This window comes from Microbispora corallina (assembly GCF_016863035.1).
In the GTDB taxonomy this organism is placed as follows: domain Bacteria; phylum Actinomycetota; class Actinomycetes; order Streptosporangiales; family Streptosporangiaceae; genus Microbispora; species Microbispora corallina.
Window position 1 is genome coordinate 637,219 of sequence record NZ_BOOC01000003.1, and the last position, 23,525, is coordinate 660,743.

At 74.1% G+C, this 23,525-nt stretch carries 21 protein-coding genes; 7 read left to right on the forward strand and 14 right to left on the reverse strand.

Annotation, left to right across the window (positions count from 1 at the left end; translation table 11 throughout):
• The first annotated feature begins 54 nt into the window (after positions 1 to 54).
• The 3 genes from Mco01_RS06950 to Mco01_RS06960 are packed head-to-tail and all read left to right on the forward strand — an operon-like array spanning position 55 to position 4,055.
• Positions 55 to 2,025 carry an acetyl/propionyl/methylcrotonyl-CoA carboxylase subunit alpha gene (locus Mco01_RS06950; protein ID WP_204056005.1) on the forward strand — a complete coding sequence of 657 codons (1,971 nt, stop codon included), beginning with the start codon at positions 55 to 57 and terminating at the stop codon, positions 2,023 to 2,025.
• Positions 2,016 to 2,909 carry a hydroxymethylglutaryl-CoA lyase gene (locus Mco01_RS06955; protein ID WP_204056006.1) on the forward strand — a complete coding sequence of 298 codons (894 nt, stop codon included), beginning with the start codon at positions 2,016 to 2,018 and terminating at the stop codon, positions 2,907 to 2,909. Before Mco01_RS06950 ends, Mco01_RS06955 begins: the two co-directional genes overlap by 10 nt.
• The gene (locus Mco01_RS06960) at positions 2,910 to 4,055 is read left to right on the forward strand and encodes an acyl-CoA dehydrogenase family protein (protein WP_204056007.1); all 1,146 of its coding nucleotides are present in this window, start codon (positions 2,910 to 2,912) and stop codon (positions 4,053 to 4,055) included. It begins immediately after the preceding gene.
• A 105-nt stretch (positions 4,056 to 4,160) separates the two neighbouring features.
• Here Mco01_RS06960 and Mco01_RS06965 read toward each other — a convergent pair whose 3' ends face one another.
• The 4 genes from Mco01_RS06965 to Mco01_RS06980 form a co-directional block, all read right to left on the reverse strand.
• Positions 4,161 to 4,301 (reverse strand): hypothetical protein, encoded by a 141-nt coding sequence (locus tag Mco01_RS06965; protein WP_204056008.1) that lies wholly within the window; start codon positions 4,299 to 4,301, stop codon positions 4,161 to 4,163.
• Positions 4,302 to 4,530: 229 nt separating this feature from the next.
• Positions 4,531 to 4,854, reverse strand: coding sequence for a hypothetical protein (locus Mco01_RS06970; RefSeq protein ID WP_204056009.1), 324 nt, complete (start codon positions 4,852 to 4,854; stop codon positions 4,531 to 4,533).
• Positions 4,855 to 5,059: 205 nt separating this feature from the next.
• Positions 5,060 to 5,731 carry a response regulator gene (locus Mco01_RS06975; RefSeq protein WP_204056010.1) on the reverse strand — a complete coding sequence of 224 codons (672 nt, stop codon included), beginning with the start codon at positions 5,729 to 5,731 and terminating at the stop codon, positions 5,060 to 5,062.
• Positions 5,728 to 7,371 carry a sensor histidine kinase gene (locus Mco01_RS06980; RefSeq protein ID WP_204056011.1) on the reverse strand — a complete coding sequence of 548 codons (1,644 nt, stop codon included), beginning with the start codon at positions 7,369 to 7,371 and terminating at the stop codon, positions 5,728 to 5,730. Before Mco01_RS06980 ends, Mco01_RS06975 begins: the two co-directional genes overlap by 4 nt.
• A 197-nt stretch (positions 7,372 to 7,568) precedes the next feature.
• Between Mco01_RS06980 and Mco01_RS06985 the strand changes: the two genes are divergently transcribed.
• Positions 7,569 to 8,981, forward strand: coding sequence for a cation:dicarboxylate symporter family transporter (locus Mco01_RS06985; RefSeq protein ID WP_204056012.1), 1,413 nt, complete (start codon positions 7,569 to 7,571; stop codon positions 8,979 to 8,981).
• Positions 8,982 to 9,230: 249 nt separating this feature from the next.
• Positions 9,231 to 9,665 carry a GNAT family N-acetyltransferase gene (locus Mco01_RS06990; protein WP_204056013.1) on the forward strand — a complete coding sequence of 145 codons (435 nt, stop codon included), beginning with the start codon at positions 9,231 to 9,233 and terminating at the stop codon, positions 9,663 to 9,665.
• A 10-nt stretch (positions 9,666 to 9,675) separates the two neighbouring features.
• On the opposite strand, the gene Mco01_RS06995 is transcribed toward Mco01_RS06990, so the two are convergent.
• From Mco01_RS06995 to Mco01_RS07005, 3 genes are read right to left on the reverse strand one after another with little or no spacing between them, the layout of a single operon-like run.
• Positions 9,676 to 11,583, reverse strand: coding sequence for a hypothetical protein (locus tag Mco01_RS06995; protein WP_204056014.1), 1,908 nt, complete (start codon positions 11,581 to 11,583; stop codon positions 9,676 to 9,678).
• A gap of 4 nt (positions 11,584 to 11,587) precedes the next feature.
• Positions 11,588 to 12,529, reverse strand: a complete 942-nt coding sequence (locus tag Mco01_RS07000) for a carbohydrate kinase family protein (RefSeq protein WP_204056015.1) — start codon at positions 12,527 to 12,529, stop codon at positions 11,588 to 11,590.
• Between the two features lie 2 nt (positions 12,530 to 12,531).
• Entirely contained in the window at positions 12,532 to 13,437 is a 906-nt protein-coding gene (locus Mco01_RS07005) for a pseudouridine-5'-phosphate glycosidase (RefSeq protein ID WP_204056016.1), read from the reverse strand.
• A gap of 224 nt (positions 13,438 to 13,661) precedes the next feature.
• Between Mco01_RS07005 and Mco01_RS07010 the strand changes: the two genes are divergently transcribed.
• On the forward strand, positions 13,662 to 15,203 hold the full coding sequence (locus tag Mco01_RS07010; protein ID WP_204056017.1) for a phytoene desaturase family protein: 1,542 nt from the start codon (positions 13,662 to 13,664) through the stop codon (positions 15,201 to 15,203).
• 108 nt (positions 15,204 to 15,311) lie between these two features.
• The gene (locus tag Mco01_RS07015) at positions 15,312 to 15,728 is read left to right on the forward strand and encodes a ferritin-like domain-containing protein (protein ID WP_036330024.1); all 417 of its coding nucleotides are present in this window, start codon (positions 15,312 to 15,314) and stop codon (positions 15,726 to 15,728) included.
• 13 nt (positions 15,729 to 15,741) lie between these two features.
• Here the strand turns inward: Mco01_RS07015 and Mco01_RS07020 are convergent, their stop codons facing one another.
• The 7 genes from Mco01_RS07020 to Mco01_RS07050 form a co-directional block, all read right to left on the reverse strand.
• A complete protein-coding gene (locus Mco01_RS07020) occupies positions 15,742 to 16,008 on the reverse strand; it encodes a hypothetical protein (protein ID WP_232326668.1) in 267 nt (88 codons plus the stop codon).
• Between the two features lie 59 nt (positions 16,009 to 16,067).
• Positions 16,068 to 16,919 (reverse strand): helix-turn-helix domain-containing protein, encoded by an 852-nt coding sequence (locus Mco01_RS07025; protein ID WP_204056018.1) that lies wholly within the window; start codon positions 16,917 to 16,919, stop codon positions 16,068 to 16,070.
• A gap of 67 nt (positions 16,920 to 16,986) precedes the next feature.
• Complete coding sequence (locus Mco01_RS07030) at positions 16,987 to 17,214, reverse strand: hypothetical protein (RefSeq protein WP_036330017.1); 228 nt, start codon at positions 17,212 to 17,214, stop codon at positions 16,987 to 16,989.
• Positions 17,215 to 17,281: 67 nt separating this feature from the next.
• On the reverse strand, positions 17,282 to 18,931 hold the full coding sequence (locus Mco01_RS07035) for an acyclic terpene utilization AtuA family protein (RefSeq protein ID WP_239103413.1): 1,650 nt from the start codon (positions 18,929 to 18,931) through the stop codon (positions 17,282 to 17,284).
• Positions 18,932 to 19,008: 77 nt separating this feature from the next.
• Positions 19,009 to 19,887, reverse strand: coding sequence for an enoyl-CoA hydratase-related protein (locus Mco01_RS07040; protein ID WP_204056020.1), 879 nt, complete (start codon positions 19,885 to 19,887; stop codon positions 19,009 to 19,011).
• The gene (locus tag Mco01_RS07045) at positions 19,887 to 21,845 is read right to left on the reverse strand and encodes an acetyl/propionyl/methylcrotonyl-CoA carboxylase subunit alpha (RefSeq protein WP_204056021.1); all 1,959 of its coding nucleotides are present in this window, start codon (positions 21,843 to 21,845) and stop codon (positions 19,887 to 19,889) included. Before Mco01_RS07045 ends, Mco01_RS07040 begins: the two co-directional genes overlap by 1 nt.
• 17 nt (positions 21,846 to 21,862) lie before the next feature.
• On the reverse strand, positions 21,863 to 23,458 hold the full coding sequence (locus tag Mco01_RS07050) for an acyl-CoA carboxylase subunit beta (protein ID WP_204056022.1): 1,596 nt from the start codon (positions 23,456 to 23,458) through the stop codon (positions 21,863 to 21,865).
• Positions 23,459 to 23,525: the final 67 nt, after the last annotated feature.

The following is a 23,525-nucleotide window of genomic DNA, read 5'->3' on the forward strand; positions in this document are numbered from 1 at the left end:
GAGGCGTTCACCGGCTTCCCGTCCGCCCCGCTCACCGGGCCGGGCCGGATCGTGATGTTCACGAGCGTACTGATCGCGAACCGGGGCGAGATCGCCGTCCGGATCATCCGCACGCTGCGGGCCATGGGCGTGGCCGCGGTCGCCGTCCACACCGACGCCGACCGCGACGCCCGGCACGTCCGCGAGGCGGACCTCGCCGTACGGCTCCCGCGCGGCTACCTCGACGCGGACGGCGTGATCGAGGCCGCGCTGGCGTCGGGGGCGCAGGCCGTGCACCCGGGATACGGCTTCCTGGCGGAGAACGCCGGCTTCGCCCGCCGCTGCGCCGAGGCCGGGCTGGTGTTCGTCGGCCCGCCGGCCGCGGCCATCGAGGCGATGGGCGACAAGATCCGGGCCAAGGAGACGGTCGCGGCGGCCGGCGTGCCCGTGGTGCCGGGCGGGGCGGAGCCGCACGACGATCTGCTGGAGGCGGCCGCCCGCATCGGATTCCCCGTGCTGATCAAGCCCTCGGCGGGCGGCGGCGGCAAGGGGATGCTCCCGGTCCGCTCGGCCGGTGACCTGCCCGCGGCCGTCGAGTCGGCCCGCCGGACCGCCCTGGCGGCCTTCGAGGACGGCACGCTGCTGGTGGAGCGGCTGGTCGACCGCCCCCGGCACATCGAGATCCAGGTGCTGGCGGACGGCCACGGGAACGTCGTCCACCTGGGCGAGCGCGAGTGCAGCCTCCAGCGGCGCCACCAGAAGATCGTCGAGGAGGCGCCGTCGCCGCTGCTCGACGACGAGGCGCGGCGCCGCATGGGCGCGGCGGCGGTGGAGGCGGCCCGGTCGGTCGGCTACGTGGGCGCGGGGACGGTCGAGTTCATCGTCCCCGGCACGGGCGGGCCGTTCGCGTTCTACTTCATGGAGATGAACACCCGGCTGCAGGTCGAGCACCCGGTGACGGAGATGGTGACCGGGCTCGACCTCGTCGAGCTGCAGCTGCGCGTCGCCGCCGGGGAGGCGCTGCCCTTCGGGCAGGACGGGGTGCGGCTGGACGGCCACGCGGTGGAGGCGCGGATCTACGCCGAGGACCCGGCCCGTGACTTCCTCCCCACGGGCGGCCGGGTGCTGGCGCTGCGGGAGCCGGCCCCCGCGCCCGGCGTGCGGGTCGACTCCGGGCTGGCCGAGGGCCTGGTCGTGGGCAGCGACTACGACCCGATGCTGGCCAAGGTCGTCGCGTGGGCGCCGGACCGGGCGGGCGCGCTCGCGGGTCTCGACCGGGCGCTCGGGGCGACCGCGATCCTCGGGCTCACCACGAACGTCGGGTTCCTGCGGGCGCTGGTGCGGGATCCGGACGTCGTGGCCGGGCGGCTCGACACCGGGCTGGTCGAGCGGCGCCTGGGCGAGCTCGCGGGCGGGGCGGCGCCCGACCAGGCGCTGGCCGCCGCCGCGCTCGTCCTCCACGCCGGCGACGGCGCCCCGGAGTCCGGCGACCCGTGGGACGTGGCGGACGGCTGGCGGGTCGGGGAGCGGGCCTGGACCGTGCTGCGGCTGGGCGTCCCGGTCCGGATACGGGGCACGGCGTCCGGTACGGAGACGGACGCGGCCTGGCACGGGGAGGTCGAGGTCGACGGCCGCCGGCTCGGCCCGGCGCGGCTGGTCCTGCGCGAGGGGGAGGCGGCCGTCACGGTCGGCGGCGTGACCCGGCGGTACGTCGTGGCCCGGGAGCGGGAGACCGTGTGGCTGGCCGAGGGCGGCCGGGCCTGGCCGTTCACGAGGCACGACCCGGGCGACCCGGGCGACCGCGAGGGCGCGGGCCATGCCGGGGACGGCGCCGTGCGCAGCCCCATGCCGGGCACCGTGCTGCTGGTCAAGGCGGCGGAGGGCGACCGGGTGTCGGCCGGTCAGCCGCTGGTCGTCGTGGAGGCGATGAAGATGGAGCACACGCTGACCGCGCCCCTGGACGGGGTGCTCTCCGAGCTGCGGGCCAGGCAGGGGCAGGCGGTCGAGCTGGACGCGGTGCTGGCGAGGGTGACGCCATGCGAGTGACGATCTACGAGGTCGGGCCGCGCGACGGCCTGCAGAACGAGTCGGCCGTGCTGCCGGTCGAGGTGAAGGCCGAGTTCATCCGGCGGCTCGCCGAGGCCGGGCTGACCACGATCGAGGCGACGAGCTTCGTCCACCCGACGTGGGTGCCGCAGCTCGCCGACGCGGCCGAGCTGCTCGACGGCCTCACCCGGGCGCCGGGTGTCCGCTACCCCGTGCTCGTGCCGAACGAGCGGGGGCTCGACCGCGCCCTGGAGCACGGCGTGACCGACATCGCGATCTTCGGCAGCGCCACCGAGTCGTTCGCCCGGCGCAACCTCAACCGGACCGTCGAGTCGCAGTTCGAGATGTTCGCCCCGGTCGTCGAGCGGGCCCTGGCCCACGGCCTGCGGGTCCGCGCGTACGTCTCGATGTGCTTCGCCGACCCGTGGGAGGGGCCGGTCGCGCCCGCCCAGGTCGTGGAGGTGGGCCGCCGGCTCCTCGACCTCGGCTGCTACGAGCTGTCGCTCGGGGACACCATCGGCGTCGGCACGCCGGGCCACGTGGAGGCGCTGCTCGACGCGTTCGAGGCCGGCGGCGTCGGCCCCGACCGGCTCGCCGTGCACTTCCACGACACCTACGGCCAGGCCCTCGCCAACACGCTCACCGCCCTGCGCCGGGGCATAACCGTGGTGGACGCCTCCACCGGCGGCATCGGCGGCTGCCCGTACGCGAAGAGCGCCACGGGCAACCTCGCGACGGAGGACCTGGTCTGGATGCTCGACGGCCTCGGCGTCGAGACCGGCGTGGACCTCCGGTCGCTGGCCGCCACCAGCCTCTGGCTGGCCGGCCTGCTCGGGCGCCCCAGCCCGTCCCGCGTCGTCCAGGCCCTCGCTAAGGAGATCTAGATGCTCAACGACGAGCACGTGGAGCTGCGCAAGACGGTCGAGGAGTTCGCCCGGTCCGAAGTGGCCCCCGTCATCGGGGACTACTACGAGAGGTGCGAGTTCCCGTACGAGATCGTGCGGAAGATGGGCGCGATGGGGCTGTTCGGCCTGCCGGTCCCGGAGGAGTACGGCGGGATGGGCGGCGACTACTTCGCGCTGTGCCTGGCCCTGGAGGAGCTGGCGAGGGTCGACTCCTCGGTGGCCATCACGCTGGAGGCGGCGGTCTCGCTGGGCGAGATGCCGATCCTGCGGTTCGGCAGCGAGGAGCAGAGGAGCAGGTGGCTGCCCGGGATGGCGGCGGGCGAGGTGCTCGGCGCCTTCGGCCTCACCGAGCCCGGCGGCGGGTCCGACGTCCCCGGCGGCATGCGGACGACGGCCGTCCTGGACGGCGGCGAGTGGGTGGTCAACGGGTCCAAGGCGTTCATCACGAACTCGGGGACCGACATCACCGGCGTCGTGGCGGTCGCCGCGATCACGGGCCGCCGCGAGGACCGGCCGGAGATCTCGACCATCCTGGTCCCGTCCGGGACGCCGGGGTTCACCGTGTCGAAGAAGTACTCCAAGGTGGGCTGGTCGGCCTCCGACACCCGTGAGCTGTCGTTCGCCGACTGCCGGGTGCCGGCGGAGAACCTGCTGGGCGAGCGCGGGCGCGGCTACGCCCAGTTCCTCCAGACCCTCGACGAGGGCCGCGTCGCCATCGCCGCCCTGTCGGTCGGGCTGGCGCAGGGGTGCGTGGACGAGTCGGTGCGGTACGCGGGGGAGCGCCGGGCCTTCGGGCAGGAGATCGGCCGCTACCAGGCCATCCAGTTCAAGATCGCCGACATGGAGGCCCGGGTCCACACCGCCCGGCTGGCCTACTACCACGCCGCCGAGCGGATGCTGGCGGGGCTGCCGTTCAAGAAGGAGGCGGCGATCGCCAAGCTCGTCGCCTCGAACGCGGCGATGGACAACGCCCGCGACGCCACCCAGATATTCGGCGGATACGGCTTCATGAACGAGTTCCCCGTGGGCCGTTTCTATCGCGACGCCAAAATCCTGGAAATCGGCGAGGGCACGAGCGAGGTGCAGCGGATGCTCATCGCCCGCGAACTCGGCCTCGGCGCCTGACGAATTCGGAAACCTGCGGGGAATGGCTCCGCGCGCGGACGGGGCTCCGGCGAACGGCCGGCTCGCCGGAGCCCCGTCCCGCGGCCCGCGCCGTGGAGGCGCCGCTCAGCTCTGCAGCGACGCCTGCCGGGCCTGGCAGTTCTCGCACCGGCAGTTCTCGCACTGGCAGCCGTCGCGCTGGCAGTTCTTGCACTGACAGCCCTCGCATGGGCAGCCGGACTTCCCGCCGGCCTGCACTCCAGCCATGATGATTCCTCCCTTTAAACATTGCCTGCCCTGAACGGGCCATGTCTTTTCTTCTCGGGGAGATGTGAATCGGTGGCATCGTTGGCCGCCATTTCAAGCGGTATCTTGATTTCCTGTCCCGTCGAGGGGCAAACGGCCGCTTCGTTCATCTGATGGCGTGTCATTCTCCTGAGACGGGAGGAGGCCTCCCCCTGGCGGGGAAGGCCTCCCGTGGTGCCCGGCGCGCGGATCAGCGCCGGTACCAGTGCGGCAGGCAGTGCCAGCCGGTCCTCGTCTGGTAGTAGTACCGGCCGTGGATCCACCGGACGTGGCGGTACTGGGGGAACCGGTGGACCGGCGACAGGCCGTAGACGGGCCGGTGGAACGAGGCCGACCGCCAGCCGTACAGGTAGGCGTCCGGGCCGTAGTGCGACGGCCAGTAGACGTGGCCGGGGTGGTGGGCGACAGCGGCGCCGGAGGCCGTCGCCGCCTGGGCGGGTGGGGAGGCGATCGCCATCCAGCCCGCCGCCGCGCAGGCGATCAGGGCAGGGGCGATCCCTTTTGAGAGCTTCACCATGTCTCCCTTCTGTGCGCATCGTCGCGCCCGGCGACAGCCGGAGCGGGCCGATCTCGGGTCTCGGCCTGCGATGCTCACGCAGAGTAATTCCGCGCATACGGAAGGTTGACACGTTCGAGCAACTGATCATTCATTTCTTTACCCAGGCCAGGCCCCTTCCTGACGTCCGGGCGGCGCGCGGGGACGCCGGGGACGGCGTCGGTCAGGCGATCGTGTAGAGAAGCTCCGGACGGCCGGGACCGCCGTACCGGGGGACGCGGCGGGCGACGCCGGCCTCCACCAGGTGCTCCAGGTAGCGCCTGGCGGTGACCCGCGAGACGCCGACGGCCGCGGCCGCCGCCTGGGCCGACACGCCTCCCGGCGCCCGGCGCAGCGCGCCCGCCACCGCCTCCAGTGTGTCGGCCGTCATGCCCTTCGGCAGCGGCGAGCGCGCGGTGCCCCGCAGCGCGGACAGCGCCCTGTCCACCTCGCCCTGGCCGCTGACCTCGCCGGATCCGCTGATGGACGACCGGAACGCCGCGTACCGCTCCAGCTTCTCGCTGAGCGCCGCGAACGTGAACGGCTTCAGCAGGTACTGCACGACGCCCACGGACACGGCCGACCGCACCACGGCCAGGTCGCGGGCGGAGGTGACGGCGATGACGTCGGACGGCACGCCCGCGGCCCGCAGCGCGCGGCACACGTCGAGGCCGTGCATGTCGGGCAGGTAGAGGTCGAGCAGCACCAGGTCGGCCGCGCTCCGGCGCAGGAACCGCAGGGCCTCGCCCCCCGACCGGGCCACCCCGGCCACCCGGAAGCCGCGCACCCGTTCGACGTACAGCCGGTTCGCCTCGGCCGTGAGCTCCTCGTCCTCCACGATCAGCACCGAGATCACGGCGCCTCCTCCCCGGCCGGCGAGGCGTGGTCTCCGTCCCGGGCCGGGAGCGGGAGCCGCACGGTGAACACGGCGCCCTCCCCGGGGCCGTCGCCGCGGCCGGCCTCGATCACGCCGCCCAGCCGGCGGGCCGCCTGACCGGCCATCGCCAGCCCGAGGCCCCGGCCGTCGCCCTTGGTCGTCCAGCCGCGGCGGAACACGTCCCCGGCCGTCTCGGGACTCAGCCCGGGGCCGCTGTCGGACACCCGGATCAGGAAGGTGCCGTCCGCGGCCCGCAGGCGCACCCGCACCCGGCCGGGAGGCGGGCCGCTCATCGCGGCCTCGACCGCGTTGTCGATCACGTTGCCGAGAATGGTCACCAGGTCGCGGCCGTCGAGGGCGACGTCGTCCAGCTCGCTGTCGGGGCTGAGGGACAGCTCGACCCCCCGCTCGGCGGCCTCGGCGGTCTTGCCGAGCAGCAGGGCGGCGAGCACCGGCTCCCGAACGGCCCCCACCACGCGGTCCGTGAGCTGCTGGGCCGCCTTCAGCTCCGCCGTCGCGAACGCCACGGCCTGCTCGGGGCGGCCCAGCTCGACGAGCGCGACGACCGTGTGCAGCCGGTTGGCCGCCTCGTGCGCGGCGGAGCGCAGCGACTCGGCGAAGCCGCGCTCGGCGTCGAGCTGGCCGGTGAGCGCCTGCAACTCGGTGTGGTCCCGCAGCGTGACGACCGAGCCCAGCGGGCGGGAGCGTGAGCGCACCGCGGCCGAGCTCGCCACCAGGACGCGGTCCCCGGTCAGGTGGATCTCGTCGGACCGGTCCTCGCCGGAGGCGAGCATCTCGGTCAGCGAGTCAGGCAGCCCGAGGTCCGCCACCTGCCGTCCCTCGGCGTCCGGCGGCAGGCCGAGCAGCTCCCGCGCCCCGTCGTTGGCCAGCGTCAGCCGGCCGTCCCGGTCCACGAGCAGCAGCCCCTCCCGTACGGCGTGCAGGATCGCGCTGTGGTAGTCGTACATGCGGCCCAGCTCGGCGGCGCCCAGGTTGTGCGTCTGGCGCCCCAGGCGGGCGCCGACGAGGTACGCCCCGGCGGTGCCCACGACCAGGCCCAGCAGGCCGGTCAGGATCGCCTGCACGATCTGCTCGCGCACCTGCGCGCCGATCCTCTCGACGATGATCCCGGCGCTCACCAGCGCGCGCACCCGGCCCGACGCGTCCCACACCGGGGTCACCGCCCGCACCGAGGGGCCGAGTGTGCCGGTGTAGGTCTCGGTGAACGTCCGGCCCGCCAGCGCGGGGGCGATGGTGCCGAGGAACCGGCCGCCGATCTGCGCGGGATTGGGATGGGTGTACCGGATCCCCTCCCTGCTCATGATCGTGATGAAGTCGAGCCCCGCCTCGCGCCACACCTTGTCGGCGTACGGCTGCAGCGCCACGGACGGGTCGGGGTCGTCGAGGGCGTCGAGGACGGCGGGCGAGCGGGCCACGCTGACCGCCACCGCGACGGACGTCCTGCGCGCCTCCTCGTCGAGCAGGCCGCGCGCGTGAAGGAAGCCGAGCAGGGTGCCGCCCGCGACCGTGACGACCACGACGGCGAGCTGGAGCGCGAGCATCTGGCGGGCCACGCTCCATCGCCCGACCCGGCCCGTCATCGTCGTCACGGTGTTCATGCGCTCCCCGGTCTCGTCACCTGTGCCGTCGCAATGTTCACAGCTCACGCGGCCGCCGGTGAAAACGGCGGTGAACGAAATGTACGTAATAGTGACCCAGGTCACTACCGCGGCGCATAGTCACTCGACCGGAGCCTCGCTCCGCGTCCCCGTACAGCCCCCGGACCACGTGTCCGTACGACGACGAGGAGGGTCACGTGACGACCGTCGCACCGCGGCCGCGCCGAGACCGCACCCATTACCTGTATCTGGCGGTGATCGTCGCGGTCCTCCTGGGGATCGCGGTCGGCCTGCTGGCCCCCGACGCCGGCGTCGCGCTCAAGCCGCTCGGCACCGCCTTCGTGGCGCTCATCAAGATGATGATCAGCCCGATCATCTTCTGCACGATCGTGCTCGGGGTCGGGTCGGTGGCCCAGGCCGCGAAGGTCGGCAAGGTGGGCGGCCTGGCCATCGGCTACTTCGTGGTCATGTCCACCGTGGCCCTGGTGGTCGGCCTGATCGTCGGCAACGTGCTGCACCCCGGCGACGGGCTCCAGCTCACCGACGAGCTGCGCAAGGCCGCCCAGGACCAGGCGGCCAAGGGCGACGCGAGCGACACCACGTCGTTCCTGCTCGGGATCGTCCCCACGACGTTCGTCTCCGCGTTCACCGAGGGGCAGGTGCTGCAGACGCTGCTGGTGGCGCTGCTCACGGGCTTCGCCCTGCAGTCGATGGGGGAGCGGGCGGCGCCGATCCTGCGCGGGCTCGGCCACCTGCAGCGCCTCGTCTTCCGCGTCCTGGCCATCATCATGTGGGCCGCGCCCGTGGGCGCCTTCGGGGCGATGGCCGCGGTGATCGGCGCGGGCGGCTTCGACGCCCTGCGGAGCCTGGCCCTCCTCATGGTCGCCTTCTACGTGACCTGCCTGGTGTTCGTCGGCCTCGTGCTGGGACCGGTGCTGTGGCTGGTGGCCCGGATCGGCCTGCTGTCGCTGCTGCGCTATCTCGGCCGCGAGTTCCTGCTGATCCTCGGCACGTCGTCGTCGGAGTCGGCGCTGCCCCGGCTGATCGCCAAGATGGAGCACCTGGGGGTGAGCCGGACCGTCGCCGGCATCACCGTCCCGACCGGCTACTCCTTCAACCTCGACGGGACGGCCATCTACCTGACCATGGCGACCCTGTTCGTCGCGCGGGCGACGGGCGCGCCGCTGTCGGCGGGGGAGCAGGTCTCGCTGCTCATCTTCATGATCATCGCGTCCAAGGGCGCGGCGGGCGTCACCGGCGCCGGCCTGGCGACGCTCGCGGCCGGCCTGCAGTCGCACCGCCCGGCGCTGGTGGACGGCGTCGGCCTCATCGTCGGCATCGACCGCTTCATGTCGGAGGCGCGGGCGCTCACCAACTTCGCGGGCAACGCCGTCGCCACGGTGGTCATCGGCACCTGGGTGCGGGACTTCGACCGGGAGCGCGCCGGCGAGGTGCTGGCCGGGCGGATCCCGTTCGACGAGGCGACGCTCCTGGACGAGGAGGACGGCGAGGGCGACGCGGGCGGCGACGGCGGCCCGGGTGAGGGCGACAGGGACGGCGGCGCTCCCCCGCCCGCCGACCGGCCCGCGCCCGTGCTGTCCCCCAGGTGACCGGTCGACACCGGGCGCCCGGGGTCACGCCGGCCTGAACGCGGCCGCCCCGATCTCGCCTCGGCGGCGCCGGGGTGACTCCGAGACGCGGCCGGCCCGGCTGTCGTCGGGGGACGCCGAGCGGACGCGGCGAGCCGAGTCCGGCCCGCTGACCTGGAGCTCCCGTAGGGATTCCTGCGGGAGCTCCAGAATGCCCGGGCTGGAGTGCCGATTGGACGTATATGCCGCTGTAATCCTAGAGTCCCTTTCATGACGTCTGACGATCTCCAGCTCAGGAGGGCCGAGAAGTCCGACGCGGACGAGATCTTCGCGCTCGCCCGCGAGTTCGCGGTCACCTTCCGGCCCGAGCGGCCTCCGTTCGACGCGGCGCTGCCGCACCTGCTGGAGAACGAGGACGCCTTCCTGATGGTGGCCACCGTCGACGGGACGGTCCGGGGCTACCTGCTCGGCTTCACCCACCTGACGCTGTTCGCGAACGGCCGGGTGGCCTGGGTCGAGGAGGCGATGATCGAGAACGCCTACCGCCGGCACGGTCTCGGCCGGCGCCTCCTGGAGGAGTTCGAGACCTGGGCCCGCTCGCGCGACGCGGGCTACGTCGCGCTGGCCACGCGGCGGGCCGCCGAGTTCTACGGCGCCCTCGGGTACGAGGTGTCGGCCACCTACTACCGCAAGATGCTGCGGTAGCCGCGCCGGCTCAGGCCGAGGTGAGCTGGGCGTCCAGCCGGTACCCGTCCACCGTCACGTAGACGGAGTCGCCCGGCCGGGCGTTGAGCCGCATGAGGACCGGCTGGAGCGAGTCGAAGACCGGCTGCCGGTCCCGCCAGACGAGCACGACCGCGTTGTCGCCCGGCCCGGTGACCGACAGCAGCGTTCCGGGCCGCATGCCGAGCTGGGCGGCGTACCCCTCGGGCACGGCCACGGGCTCGCCGCGCAGGTGCCCGCTCGTGACGTCGATCCGCTGCCAGCGGCGCGGGTCGGAGGCGGGGCTGGACGACGGCCGCGGGTTGGGCACGAGGTGGGGCCGGGGCACCCCGCCGGTGAGCGCGTTCAGCGCCGCCAGCGCGGTTGCCGCGTCGGGGCCGTTGTTGGCCTGCGAGGGGATCGGGACGCCGCCCCGGTGGTTGGTGTGGCCGTTGACCCCCGGCGTACGGCGGGGGAGCGGCGAGGGGGCCGCGCCGGGCGCGCCGTCGGCGGACTGGCCCTGCCGGCGGGGGAGCGCGCCGTTCACGTGCGGGGCCGAGGAGGTCGTGTCGGGCATGGACCCGAGCCATGCCTTGGCCGAGTGCGCCCGGATGCCGAGCTGGCCGAGCAGCTCGACCACGTCGGCGTCGGCCGCCTTGGTGGCCAGCAGCTGCCGGGTCTTCTCCCGCAGCCCGGCCAGGTCGCCGACGACGAGCCAGCCGTCCTGCAGACGCCGGTCCGGCATGAGCGTGACGAGCACCCGCCACAGCGCGGTGCCGAGGGCGGGCACCTCGATCGGGTGGGAGGGGTCGGCGGCGATGAGCTGCTCCTGGGTGGCGGCGGCGCCGAGCCACTCCGTCAGCCCGAACAGGTGCCCGGTGAGGGGGGCCGAGTCGGGGGAGCGCAGCCACAGCAGCACCCGCTCCTCGGCGGCCCGCTGGGCGTGGGACAGCGTCTCGCGGTCGACGTTCAGGTTGTGGGCGAGCGTCCGCAGGCTCACGGGCTCGGCGGCGAACAGGCGCTCGCGGGCCACGGCCCTGGCGAGCGGGTCCCAGCCCCGGAACAGCCCCTCCACGACCGCCACCATCGGGTGCTCGGTCGCCGAGGGCATGGGGGGAACGGCGGGAGCGGGGGGCGCCGCCGGCGCGACGGGGACGGCGGGCCGTTCGGCGGTCGTCGTCTGCTCGGCGGCGGGCGCGCCCGGCTGCCCCGGAACCGGGTACGGCTGCGCGGGCCCGCCGGGCGCGGGCTGCGGCGACCGGCCGTCGGGGCCCTGAACCGGGCTCTGAACGGGGCTCTGAACGGGGCTCTGAACCGGGGCCGCCATCGGCGTCTGAGCCGGCATCGGCGCCTGAGCCGGGGCCTGCATCGGGTTCTGCTGCGCCGGAGGCTGCTGAGCCGGGGGTGCGGCGGCGGGCGGCGCGGCCGGGGCGGCGTACGCCGGGGAGGACGCCCCATCAGTGGCGACCAGGTAGTCGAAGACCTCCCGGAAGACGGTGGTCAGCAGGGCCTCCGGCGAGGCCGGGGCGGAGGGGGACTGCAGGTCGCACGGCGTGAGGCGGCGTAGCCGGTACCATCCGCCGAGCTGGGTGACCAGCGAGCGGACCGGCTCGGGCCATCCCGGCAGGGCCGGGTCGAGCGTGTGGACCTGGAGGGCGGGGAGCAGGTCGGTGAGGGGCAGGTGGTCCCAGCGGCCCGTGGCGAGCCGGGCCAGCCGCTCGCAGAGCCAGTCCACGCCGGTCGCCTCCACGGCCCGCCGGAGGGTGACCGACGCCCACCAGCCGCCGGGCAGGCGCGGATCGGCCAGCAACTCGGCCACCTGCTGAGGACGGCTCCAGCGCAGGGCCGGTACGAGGTCGCTCAGGCAGATCGTTGACTCGGCGTCCATCGGCTTGACCGCACCCTCCCGAGAGTGACGCATGTTGCTAATGGTGCAGCTTACGCGGCAAACCAGCAATTGGTGTCAATAGGGTAAAGTTCCCAAATTTCGGCCGGCCGCCCACCTGCGCGACCGCCGCCGCCCCCGCCGAGCACCCCCTTCGCAGCGCCTCCTCGTCGGGAACCCCGGCCAGCAGGCCGGTCAGGAATCCGGCGGCGAAGGCGTCCCCGGCTCCCGTCGAGTCCGTCACGACGGTAGCGGGCGGGGCCGCCCTGGCGACTATACGGCCCTCCCGGGACAGCAGCGCCCCCTCGGCGCCGATCTTGACGGCCGCGACGCCGTACCGGGCGCCGAGGATCTCGGCCGCGGCCTCGGGGCTCCCGGGCTCGCCCGTCAGCAGCAGGGCCTCCTCCCGGTTGGGGATCACGATTCCGGCGGCGGCCGTCTCCCGCAGGAAGCGCTCGGGGCCGAAATCGCGCAGGAACCCGGACGACGCCGGGTCGACGCTCACGGTCGCCCCCCGCTCCCTGGCCTCGTGCATCGCGAGCCGGGCCAGCTCCAGTCCCGGCTCGGCGAACAGCGTGTAGCCCGAGACGTGGAGGTGGCCGACCCCGTCGAGGAGGGAGGGCGACCAGTCGCCGACGCCGATGTGGCCGCCCGCGCCCCGGTTCGTGAGCATGGACCGCTCGCCGGTCGCGTCCACCATGGCGATGACGATGGCCGTGGGACGGCCGGGGTCGACCGCCACGTGGGGCCGCACCCCGGCGCCGGCCAGCTCCGCGATGTGCCACTCGCCGGTGTCGTACCCGGCCCGCCCCAGGAACCGGGTGTCGGCGCCGAGGTGGGCGGCCCACGACGCGGTGTTCGCCCCGGAGCCGCCCGGGCGCAGCGCGATGTCGGCAGGGGTGTCGGTCCCGGCGGCCAGCGGCCCGTGCAGGGCCACCACGTCGGTGACGACGTCGCCGATCACCAGCAGGCCGGTGGGCACGCCTAGTGCTCCCGGACCCAGGCCGCCGCGATGGCGCCGGCGAGCCGGGTGTTGCCCCGTACGGCGGCCAGATTCGCCTCCAGCGAGGCGCCGCCGGTCGCGTTCACCAGATACTCCAGCAGGAACGGCGTGATGGCCTGACCGGCGACGCCCCGCTCCTCGGCGACCCGCAGGCCCTCGGCGAGCACGCGGTCGTGCAGCTCCGGGTCGAGCTGCTCGCCGACCGGCACGGGGTTGGCCACGATCAGCGCGGTGTCGAGCCCGCCGAGGGCGTCCTGGGCCCGCATGACGCCCGCCGCCTCCTCGGGGCTCTCGATCCGCCAGTCGACCGGCTCGCCCGAGCTGTGGAGGTAGAAGCCGGGGAACTCGTCGGTCCGGTAGCCCACGACCGTGATCTGACGGGTCTCCAGCCGCTGGAGCGTGGCCGGCACGTCGAGGATCGACTTCACGCCCGCGCAGACGACGGTGATCCTCGTACGGCTCAGGGTGTCGATGTCGGCCGACTCGTCCTGCACGGCGGTGTAGCCCCGGTGGACGCCGCCGAGCCCTCCGGTGGCGAAGACCCGCACGCCGGCCCGGGCGGCCAGGAAGGAGGTCCCCGAGACCGTCGTGGCGCCGCTCAGCCGCAGCGCGGCGGCCGGCGCGAGATCCCGGAAGCCCAGCTTGCGCAGCCCCGGCTCGGTGGCGATCCGCTCCAGGCCGTCCTTGCCGAGGCCCACCCGCGGCACGCCGTCGAGGACGGCCACTGTGGCCGGGACGGCCCCCGCCTCCCGGACGATCTCCTCCAGCTCCAGGGCCACCTGGAGGTTGCGGGGCTGCGGCAGCCCGTGGGAGATGATGGTGGACTCCAGGGCGACGACCGGCCGGCCCGCGGCCAGCGCCTCGGCGACCTCATCGGATACGCGCATGTCTCTCCTGTTCGAGGGTTGGCGGAAGATGTCCGCTTCGGGATATTGTGCCGGGCATGGTGCCATTTGAGGTGCTTGAGGGTCCCCGGCCGGACCCCCACTGGCCGACCGGTCTCTGACGTCCCCCGCGCGACCCCCGCCCACCCCACCCCCGCGCCCGGCGAGCCGCCTCACGCCCGCCGCGCCCTCCGGAACCCGCGCCCGTCAACCGGGGAGACCCCGCCATGCCTCGATCGCACTACGACGCCGTCATCGCCGGAGCCGGGCACAACGGCCTGGTCGCCGCCGCGTACCTCGCGCGGGCCGGGCGGCGCGTGCTCGTCCTCGAACGCCTCGGCCACGTCGGCGGCCTCGCCGTCTCCGCCCAGGCCTTCCCCGGCGTGGACGCCCGGCTGTCGCGCTACTCCTACCTGGTCAGCCTGCTGCCGACGAAGATCGTCAAGGAGCTCGGGCTCGGCCTGGACCTGCGCCGCCGGAGGTTCTCGTCGTACACGCCGGTCGGCGGCACCGGCCTGCTGGTCGACACGGCGGACGAGGGACGCACCGCGGCCTCCTTCGAGGCCGTGACCGGCGGCCGCGCCGACCTGGACGCCTGGACGCGGTTCTACGGCATGGTGGGCGAGGTGGCCCGCCGGGTCGCGCCGACCCTGCTCGAACCCCTGCGCGACCGTACGGCCCTGCGCGCGGTCGTGGGGGACGACGAGGCCTGGCGCGACCTGTTCGAGCGGCCGGTGGGCGAGACGGTGGCCGGGCGCTTCGCCGACGACACCGTCCGCGGGGTGGTGCTCACCGACGCGCTGATCGGCACGTTCGCCGACCCGTCGGCGGACCTGCTGGCCAACCGGTGCTTCCTCTACCACGTGGTCGGCGACGGCACGGGCGACTGGAACGTCCCCGTCGGCGGCATGGGCGCGGTCACCGCGGAGCTCGCCGAGGCCGCCCGCCGCGGCGGCGCCGAGATCCGCACCGACGCCGAGGTCCTCGGGATCGACCCCGGCACGGGGGAGGTGGCCTTCCGGGACGACGGCGGCGCCGAGCACACGGTGACCGCGGGCCGGATCTTGGCCAACGTGCCGCCCGCCGTCCTCGCCCGCCTGCTCGGCGAGGAGCCGGAGATCCCCGAGGGCGCCCAGCTGAAGATCAACATGGTGCTGTCCCGGCTGCCGCGCCTGAAGGACCTCGAGGTCGACCCGGCCGAGGCGTTCAGCGGGACGTTCCACATCAACGAGGGCCGCGACCAGCTCGCGGCTGCGTACGCGCAGGCCGCGGCCGGGCGGATCCCGGACCTGCCGCCGGCCGAGGTGTACTGCCACTCGCTCACCGACCCCTCGATCCTCGGGCCGTCGCTGCGCGAGGCGGGCGCCCACACGATGACGCTGTTCGGGCTGCACATGCCGGCCCGGCTCTTCCGCGACCCGCGGACCGGCGCGGAGGCCGCACGGGAGGCCGTGCGCCGCACGCTCGCGTCGGTCGACGCCGTGCTGGCCGAGCCGATCGAGGACTGCCTGCTGCGCGCCCCCTCCGGTGAGCCGTGCCTGGAGGCGAAGACGCCCGTCGACCTGGAGAGGGAGGCCGGGCTGCCCGGCGGCCACATCTTCCACCGCGACCTGTCCTGGCCGTACGCCGAGCCGGGCGACCACGGGCCCTGGGGCGTGGAGACGCCGTACGAGCGGCTCCTGCTGTGCGGCGCGGGGGCCAGGCGCGGCGGCGGCGTCAGCGGCATCCCCGGGCACAACGCGGCCATGGCGGTGCTGAACCCGTCCTGACCGGGCGCCTCACGCCGTCCGAATACGGTTCACGCTGGGCTGACCGCGTTCGGGTCGCGACCGGACGGGTACGGGAATGGCCTCCCGTGAACGAAAGGATGATCACGCATGGACAGCGAGGCCTTCATCGCGCTCCTCAACGAGGACCTGGAAAGCGAGTACCGCTCGATCGTCCAGTACGTCCAGCACGCGGCGACGATCAAGGGCGCCGAGTACCTGTCCATCATCGAGGAGCTCAAGCAGCACCTCGGCCAGGAGCTGAACCACGCGAGCACGCTGGCGGAGCAGATCGACTTCCTCGGCGGCGTGCCCAGCGTGCGGGTGCCCGAGGTGCCGGTGGCCACCGAGGGGGCCGCGGCCCTCGCGCTCGACCTGGAGCTGGAGCAGGAGCAGCTTCGGCGCTACCGGGAGCGGGTGGAGCAGGCGGAGGCGCTGGGCCTGCACGACGTGGCCGAAGCGCTGCGCCCGCTCCTGCAGCAGACCCAGGACCACGTCATGGACCTGCAGACCGCGCTCGGGAAGTAGGCGGCGAGGGGAGTCAGGCGGGGAGGGCGGCCATGAGGTACGCCAGCCGGGCGGCGGCGTCCTGGACGCTCTCCACCGTCCCCAGCCGGTAGCCCCACGAGGTGACGAACGCGCCCTCGTCCGAACAGGTCACCGTCTCCGACAGGGTGTCGCTGAAGCGGTTGCGGACCTGCACCCGAGGGGGCGCCCCGCCGACGACCCGGACGGACAGATCGATGTGCCCGCGGACGGCGGAGGCGAACTCCTGGATTCCGGCAACCGTGTCGACCAACGCCGTCACCTCCCGTAGGAGAGACAGAATTGCACGCGGCCGGCGTGATCTTCAAGCAATTGCCGGGATCAGTCGCCCGATTGTCCGGCGTAGCCGTCGAGGGCCCGGACGATGAGGGCGCGGGCCGCGTCGCGGAAGACCGCCACCTCGCAGTACTCCTCGAACGCCTGGGCGTAGAAGGCGACGTCCTCCGCGTCGCGAAGGAGCAGGTCACGGGTCCTGGTCGCGACGCCGACCAGGGAGTCGTTGTAGATCCAGAACGAGTTGAGGGGCGCCGACGGCAGCGGCGCGGCGAACGGCACGATCCCGAACTCGACGTTCGGCAGCGTGGTCACCGCGATCAGCCGGTCGAGCTGGCCGCGCATCACGTCGGGGGGCGCGAGCCGGTACCGCAGCACGGCCTCAGGGACGACGAACCGGAACCGGCGGCCCTGGTCGTACAGGATCTCCTGCCGCTGCATCCGCACCCGGATGGCGGCGTCCACGTCGTCGGTCGTCTCGTAGAGCCGCCGGACCTTGCTGAAGATGTGCCGGGCGTACTCGGCCGTCTGCAGCAGGCCGATCACGACGCCGGGCTCGAAGACCCGGAAGAGGCGGGTCCGCGACTCCAGGTCGCGGATGTCCTCCTGGAGCGCCTCCAGGCCGCTCCTGTGCCGCTGCCGCCAGGAGTCCTGCCGCTCCAGCAGCCCGGCCGCCTGCCGGATGAGCTCGTCGATCGTGTCCGGGTCCGCCTGGACGGCCTGGCCCCAGACGACCACGTCGTCCTCGGTCGCCGTCTGGCGGGCGTTCTCGATCCTGGACACCTTCGACGGCTGCCAGCGGAGCCGTTCTGCCAGGTCCTTGCCGGACAGGCGGGCGTTCTCCCGCAACTGGCGCAGCTGGGCCCCGAGGTCGATCCGCGCCTGCTGGAACCCGCTCACTCCCACCTCCGGCCGTGGTGCGGACCAAGGTAGACCCGGGCGGTCCGCCCGAGCCATAGGGAAGTCCCTAATCGTGATCTATCAACTGATCTGTCAGGACACGGCGGGCGATCTCGGTCAGGAGCTCGCGCGGCACCTCGACGGCCGTCTCGCCGTCCAGCACGTGCAGCAGGTCGCCGCGGGCCTCGGCGTCGGCCAGTTCCAGGCCCTGGACGACGATGGTGCCGCGGTCGGTGGCGTAGAGGGAGGGGCAGGCCCCCGCCTCCGATGTGGAGCCGAGAAACCGCAGTCGCATGGCTCTTTCTCCCCCTTGGACGACTATTGCGCGCTCAATGAGCAATTGCGCGCAATCTTAGGGGTCGTCAGTCCGGCAGGGGCACCGGGACCGCCCGCAGCCGTTCCCCGAGGGCCTTCGCCTGGGCGTCCAGGAGCGGGCTGGCGGCCACCCCCAGGCCCAGCAGTCCCCGTACGACGAAGTTGAGGGCCCGGAGGCCCGGCAGGTCGTACCGCTCGATGGGCAGGTCGCCCGTCTCCGGCAGCAGCGCGCGCAGCCGGTCGGCCGTGAGGAAGGCGGCCAGCCAGGCGTACCGCTCGTCGGTGCCCACCCACACGCCGAGGTTGGCGTCGCCGCCCTTGTCGCCCGACCGGGCGCCGGCGATCTCGCCCAGCGGACGGAGCGCCCCCGGCTGAGCTCCGGGCTCGGCGGCCGCGAGGGCCGGCGGCACGGCCGGCTCGGTGATCCCGCTGGCGGTGCCGGCGGGCGGGGTGTGGGGCACCTCGATCCGCAGGTCCCCGAGCGTGACGACGGGCAGCACGTCCGCCGCGTCCACGAGCGAGGGCCGGTAGACCCCGTACGGCGAGGCGTCGCCGGGCGGCGTGAGGGCGTGGAAGCCGGGGTAGCCGGCGAGCCCGGTCTCGACCACGGCCGAGGAGAACGCGCGGCCCGCCTTCCGCGGGTCGGGGTCCATCACGGTGATCCGCAGCAGCGCCGTGCCCGCCGCGGCGTCGCCCGGAGCGGTTCCGGCGGTCAGCGGGGTGAGTTCGACGTGGACCTGTTCGAACGACTCCTTCGGCACGCGGGCCCAGATCGCCTCCTCGGCCAGCCGGGCCTTCGCCTCGATGTCCAGGCCGGTGAGGACCAGCGTCATCGTGTTGCGGTGGCCGCCCAGGTGGTTGACGGCGACCTTCAGCGTCGCCGGCGGCGGCTCCCCGCGCACCCCGGAGATCCGTACGCGGTCTGGGCCCTCCTGCTCCAGCCGGATCGTGTCGAACCGGGCCACGACGTCCGGCCCGAGATAGCGGGGCGACCCGATCTCGTAGAGGAGCTGGGCCGTGACCGTGCCGACCGAGACCAGGCCGCCGGTGCCGGGATGCTTGGTGATCACGCTCGACCCGTCCGCGTGCAGCTCCGCGATGGGGAAGCCGCAGTGGGCGAGGTCGGGGACGTCCCGGAAGAACGCGTAGTTGCCGCCGGTCGCCTGGCAGCCGCACTCGATGACGTGCCCGGCGACGACCGACCCGGCGAGGGCGTCCAGGTCCTCGGGCCGCCACCCGAACCGCCACATGCCCGGCCCGGTGACGAGCGCGGCGTCGGTGACCCGCCCGGTGACCACGACGTCGGCGCCGTGTTCGAGGGCCACGGCGATCGGCCGTCCGCCGAGGTAGGCGTTGGCGGTGAGCGGACCGGCCGGGAGGGGCTCGCCGGTGTCCATGTGCCGCCCGGCGAACGGCATCAGGTCGTCGCCGGTGACGCAGGCGACGGACGCCCGCAGGCCCAGCCGGTCGGCCAGGTCCTCGACGGCCCGCGCGCAGCCCGCCGGGTCGAGCCCGCCGGCGTTCGCGACGACCTTGACGCCCCGGTCGAGGCAGGTGCCCAGCACCTGCTCCATCTGCGTCAGGAACGTCCGGGCGTACCCCGGCCGGCCCTTGAGCCGGTTCCCCGCGAGGATCATCATGGTCAGCTCGGCCAGCCAGTCGCCGGTCAGCACGTCGATCGGGCCGCCCTCGACCATCTCACGCGCGGCCGACAGGCGGTCGCCGTAGAAGCCGCTGCAGTTGGCCACCCGGAGCGGGCCGCCGGGGGAGCCGCTCACCGCGAGCCGGAACCGTCGCCGGGCCCGCCTGAGCCACTGCCTGAGCCAGCGCGTGAGCCGCCGTCCGAGCCGCCGCCGGAACTCGCGCGGGGGGCTTCGGCGGCGCCGGGGATCCAGGCGGCCGGCCGCTTCTCCATGAACGCCCGGATGCCCTCCTGTCCCTCCGCCGAGGTGAACCGCTCGGCCGACAGCGCCGCCATCGCCCGGAACCCCTCGTCCACGGGCATGAGCGGCACCTCGCGGACGAGCCTCTTGGTGATCGCCAGTGCCTCGGGGCCGCCGCGCAGCAGCATGTCCGTGTAGTGGGCCACCGCGGCGTCGAGGTCCTGCTCGGGGACCGCCTTCGTGAGCAGCCCGATCTCCGCGGCGCGCGTCGCGGTGAAGACCTCGCCGGTGAGGAAGTATTCGGCGGCGGCCCGGGGGTCGAGCCTGCGCAGGCAGGTCACGGCGATCATCGCGGGCGCCACGCCGAGCCGCACCTCGCTGAACGCGAACGACGCGGTGTCGGGGGCGACGGCGAAGTCGCACGCGGCGACCAGGCCGAGGCCGCCCGCCCGGGCCGTGCCGTTCAGGCGGCACACGACCGGCTTCGGGCTCTCCCAGATGAGGCTCATGATGTCGGGGAACGACGCGGTGACCGGGGCGGCCCCGGCGCGCTGCTCCTTGAGGTCGGCGCCCGCGCAGAACACCGGCCCGGCCCCGGTCAGCACGATCACCCGTACGGCCGGCTCGGCGAGCGCCCACGTGAGGGCCTCGTCGAGCTGCCCGAGCAGCCGGGCCGACAGGGCGTTGCGGTTGCGCGGCGAGTCGAGCGTGACGGTGGCCACGCCGTCCTTCTCGGCGCGCCGGACCAGGACCTCGCCGTCGCCGGCCATCAGCCCTCCTCGATCACGGCGAGGACCGCGCCGGCCTCGACCTGGCGGCCGGGGGCGACGTTCAGGGCGGACACGGCCCCGGAGGCGTTCGACACGATCCGATGCTCCATCTTCATGGCCTCCAGCACGACCACGGGCTGCCCGGCCGTCACGGTGTCGCCGGGCGCCACCTCGACACGCAGGACCGTACCCGGCATGGGGGCCAGCAACGACCCCGGCGCGACCTGCTCGACCGGCTCGGGCAGCCGGTCGACCGGCGTGAGCCGCACGGGCCCGAGCGGGGAGTCGACGTGGACCACGCCCGGGTAGGCGGCCACGTCGAACGTGTGCCGCACGCCCTCCTCCTCCAGCACCACTGCGTCCGGGGCCGCCGACACGAGCGCGACGCCGTCGAAGCCCTCGGCCCGCAGGCCGTCCCTGGTGAAGCGGTAGGCGATCTCCAGCCGTTCCCCGGCCTCGGTCTCGAACACGGCGCGCTGCGGCCGGGAGGGGACGTTGCGCCAGCCGGTGGGCAGGCCGCCCAGCACGGGGGCGGCGGCCCTGCGGCCCTCGGCCGCGGCCACCGCCGCCGCGAGCGCCGACAGCCGGACGGCCTCCGGGCCGGCCAGCGGCGCGGTCGAGGGGTGGCGGTCGAGGAACCCGGTGTCGAGCGCCCCCGACAGGAACTCGGGGTGCCGCAGCACGGTGACGAGCAGGTCGCGGTTGGTGGTGAGCCCGTGCACGCGGGCCCGGGCGAGCGCCCCCGCGAGGCGCCGTGCGGCCTGGCCGCGGGTCTGCGCGTACGCCACGACCTTGGCGAGCATGGGGTCGTAGTGGACGCCGACCTCGGCGCCGGACACCACGCCCGAGTCGAGGCGCAGCCGCGCGCCCAGCGCGAACTCGCCGTCCACGCCCGGCACCTCGAACCGGTGGAGCACACCGGTCTGCGGGCGCCCGTCGGCGTCCTCGGCGTACAGGCGGGCCTCGATGGCGTGGCCGACCGGGCTCGGCGGCAGCGCGGCCAGCTGCACGCCCTCGGCCACCTCGATCTGCAGGCGCACGAGGTCGACGCCGTACACCGCCTCGGTGACCGGGTGCTCGACCTGCAGGCGGGTGTTCATCTCCAGGAAGTGGAAGCCGCCGCCCGCCGCGAGCAGGAACTCGACGGTCCCCGCCCCGACGTACCCGATGGCCCGGGCCGCCCTGATCGCGGCCTCGCACAGCTCCCTGCGCAGCTCGGGGGTGACGGCGGGGGAGGGGGCCTCCTCGATGACCTTCTGGTGGCGGCGCTGGATCGAGCACTCCCGCTCGCCGAGGGCCCAGACCGTGCCGTGGGCGTCGGCGAGGATCTGCACCTCGATGTGCCGGGCGCCCTCCAGCAGCGGCTCGGCGAACAGCGTGCCGTCGCCGAACGCCGCCAGGGCCTCCCGGTGGGCCGCCTCGACGGCGGCGGGCAGATCGGCCGGGTCGCGGACGACCCGCATCCCACGGCCGCCGCCTCCCGCGGACGCCTTGATCAGCAGGGGCGTCTCCACCTCGGGCAGCTGCCGCGTCAGCTCCTCGGCGAGCCCGCCGGGCCCGATTGGGAATGTCGGCAGGACCGGCACCCCCGCCTCGGCCATCAGCGCCTTCGCCTCGATCTTCGAGCCCATCGCCGCGACGGCCTCCGGGGACGGCCCGATCCAGGTGAGCCCGGCGTCCAGGACGGCCCGGGCGAAGGCGGCGTTCTCCGACAGGAAGCCGTACCCCGGGTGCACCGCGTCCGCCCCCGCCCTGCGGGCCGCGTCCACGACCAGCGCCGGGTCGAGGTACGACAGCGGCGCCCCCAGCCGTACGGCCCGGTCGGCCTCGGCCACGTGCGGCGCGGACGCGTCGGCGTCGGAGAACACCGCGACCGTGCCGATCCCCAGCTCACGGCAGGTGCGGAACACGCGCCGGGCGATCTCGCCCCGGTTGGCCACCAGCAACCGCTCGATCATTGTCGCCGTCCCTCTGCTCACATCCGGAAGACGCCGTAGCCGGCGCGGCCGGCGTCGGGCGCGTTGCCGATCGCGGACAGGCACAGCCCGAGGACCGTACGGGTGTCCCTGGGGTCGATCACCCCGTCGTCGTAGAGCCTGCCGGACAGGAAGAACGCCAGCGACTCGGCCTCGATCTGGGCCTCCACGGCCTGCCGCATGGCCGCGTCGGCCTCCTCGTCGTACTCCTGGCCGCGGGCCTCGGCGGCGGCGCGGCCGACGATCGACATGACGCCCGCGAGCTGGGCGGGGCCCATGACGGCCGACTTCGCGCTCGGCCAGGTGAACAGGAACCGGGGGTCGTAGGCCCGGCCGCACATCCCGTAGTTGCCCGCGCCGTAGGAGGCGCCCATGACGATCGTGATGTGCGGGACGGTCGAGTTGGACACCGCGTTGATCATCATGGCGCCGTGCTTGATGATGCCGCTCTGCTCGTAGTCCCTGCCGACCATGTAGCCGGTCGTGTTCTGCAGGAAGACCAGCGGGGTGCGGGTCTGGTCGGCCAGCTGGATGAACTGCGCCGCCTTCTGGGCCTCCTCGCCGAACAGCACCCCGCGGGCGTTGGCGAGGATCCCGATCGGGTGGCCGTGGACCGCCGCCCAGCCCGTGACCAGGCTCGGCCCGTACAGCGGCTTGACCTCGTCGAAGTCGCTGCCGTCCACCACCCGGGCGATCACCTCGCGCGGGTCGAACGGGATCTTCAGGTCCTCGGGCACGATGCCGAGCAGCTCGTCCTCGTCGTACAGCGGCGGGGGCGCGACAGCGGGGGAGGGGACCGGCCGGCGCCGGTTGAGCCGCCGCACGATCCGCCGGCCGATGCGCAGCGCGTCGTGCTCGTCGGCCGCCAGGTGGTCGGCGAGGCCGGAGGTGCGGGCGTGCATCTCGGCGCCGCCCAGCGACTCGTCGTCGGACTCCTCGCCGGTCGCCATCTTCACCAGCGGCGGGCCGCCCAGGAACACCTTGGCGCGTTCCCGCACCATGACCACGTGGTCGCTCATGCCGGGCACGTACGCCCCGCCCGCGGTCGAGTTGCCGAAGACCAGCGCGATCGTCGGGACGCCGGCGGCGGACAGCCGGGTCAGGTCCCGGAAGACGCGGCCGCCCGGGATGAAGATCTCCTTCTGCGACGGCAGGTCGGCGCCGCCCGACTCGACCAGGTTCACGTACGGCAGGCGGTTCTCGAGCGCGATGTCGGCGGCCCGGAGCGTCTTGCGCAGCGTCCAGGGGTTGGACGCGCCGCCGCGCACGGTCGGGTCGCTGGCCGTGACGACGCACTCGACGCCCTCGATCACGCCGATCCCGGTCACCACGCTCGCCCCCACGGGGAACTCGGTGCCCCAGGCCGCCAGCGGGGACAGCTCCAGGAACGGCGAGTCGGGGTCGACGAGCAGCTCGATCCGCTCGCGCGCGAGCAGCTTGCCCCGCTCCCTGTGCCGGTCGACGTACTTGGGCCCGCCTCCGGCCACGGCCTTGGCGTGCTCGGCCTCCAGCTCGGCGATCTTCGTCAGCATGGCGGCGCGCCGGGCGCCGTACTCGCCGCTGGAGGTGTCCAGCCGGCTCACGAGTGCCGTCATGCCACCACCGAACCACGTTCAATCACGGGAAGATCCTCCGGGTTGGCCGCCGTCACGTCAACGCGCC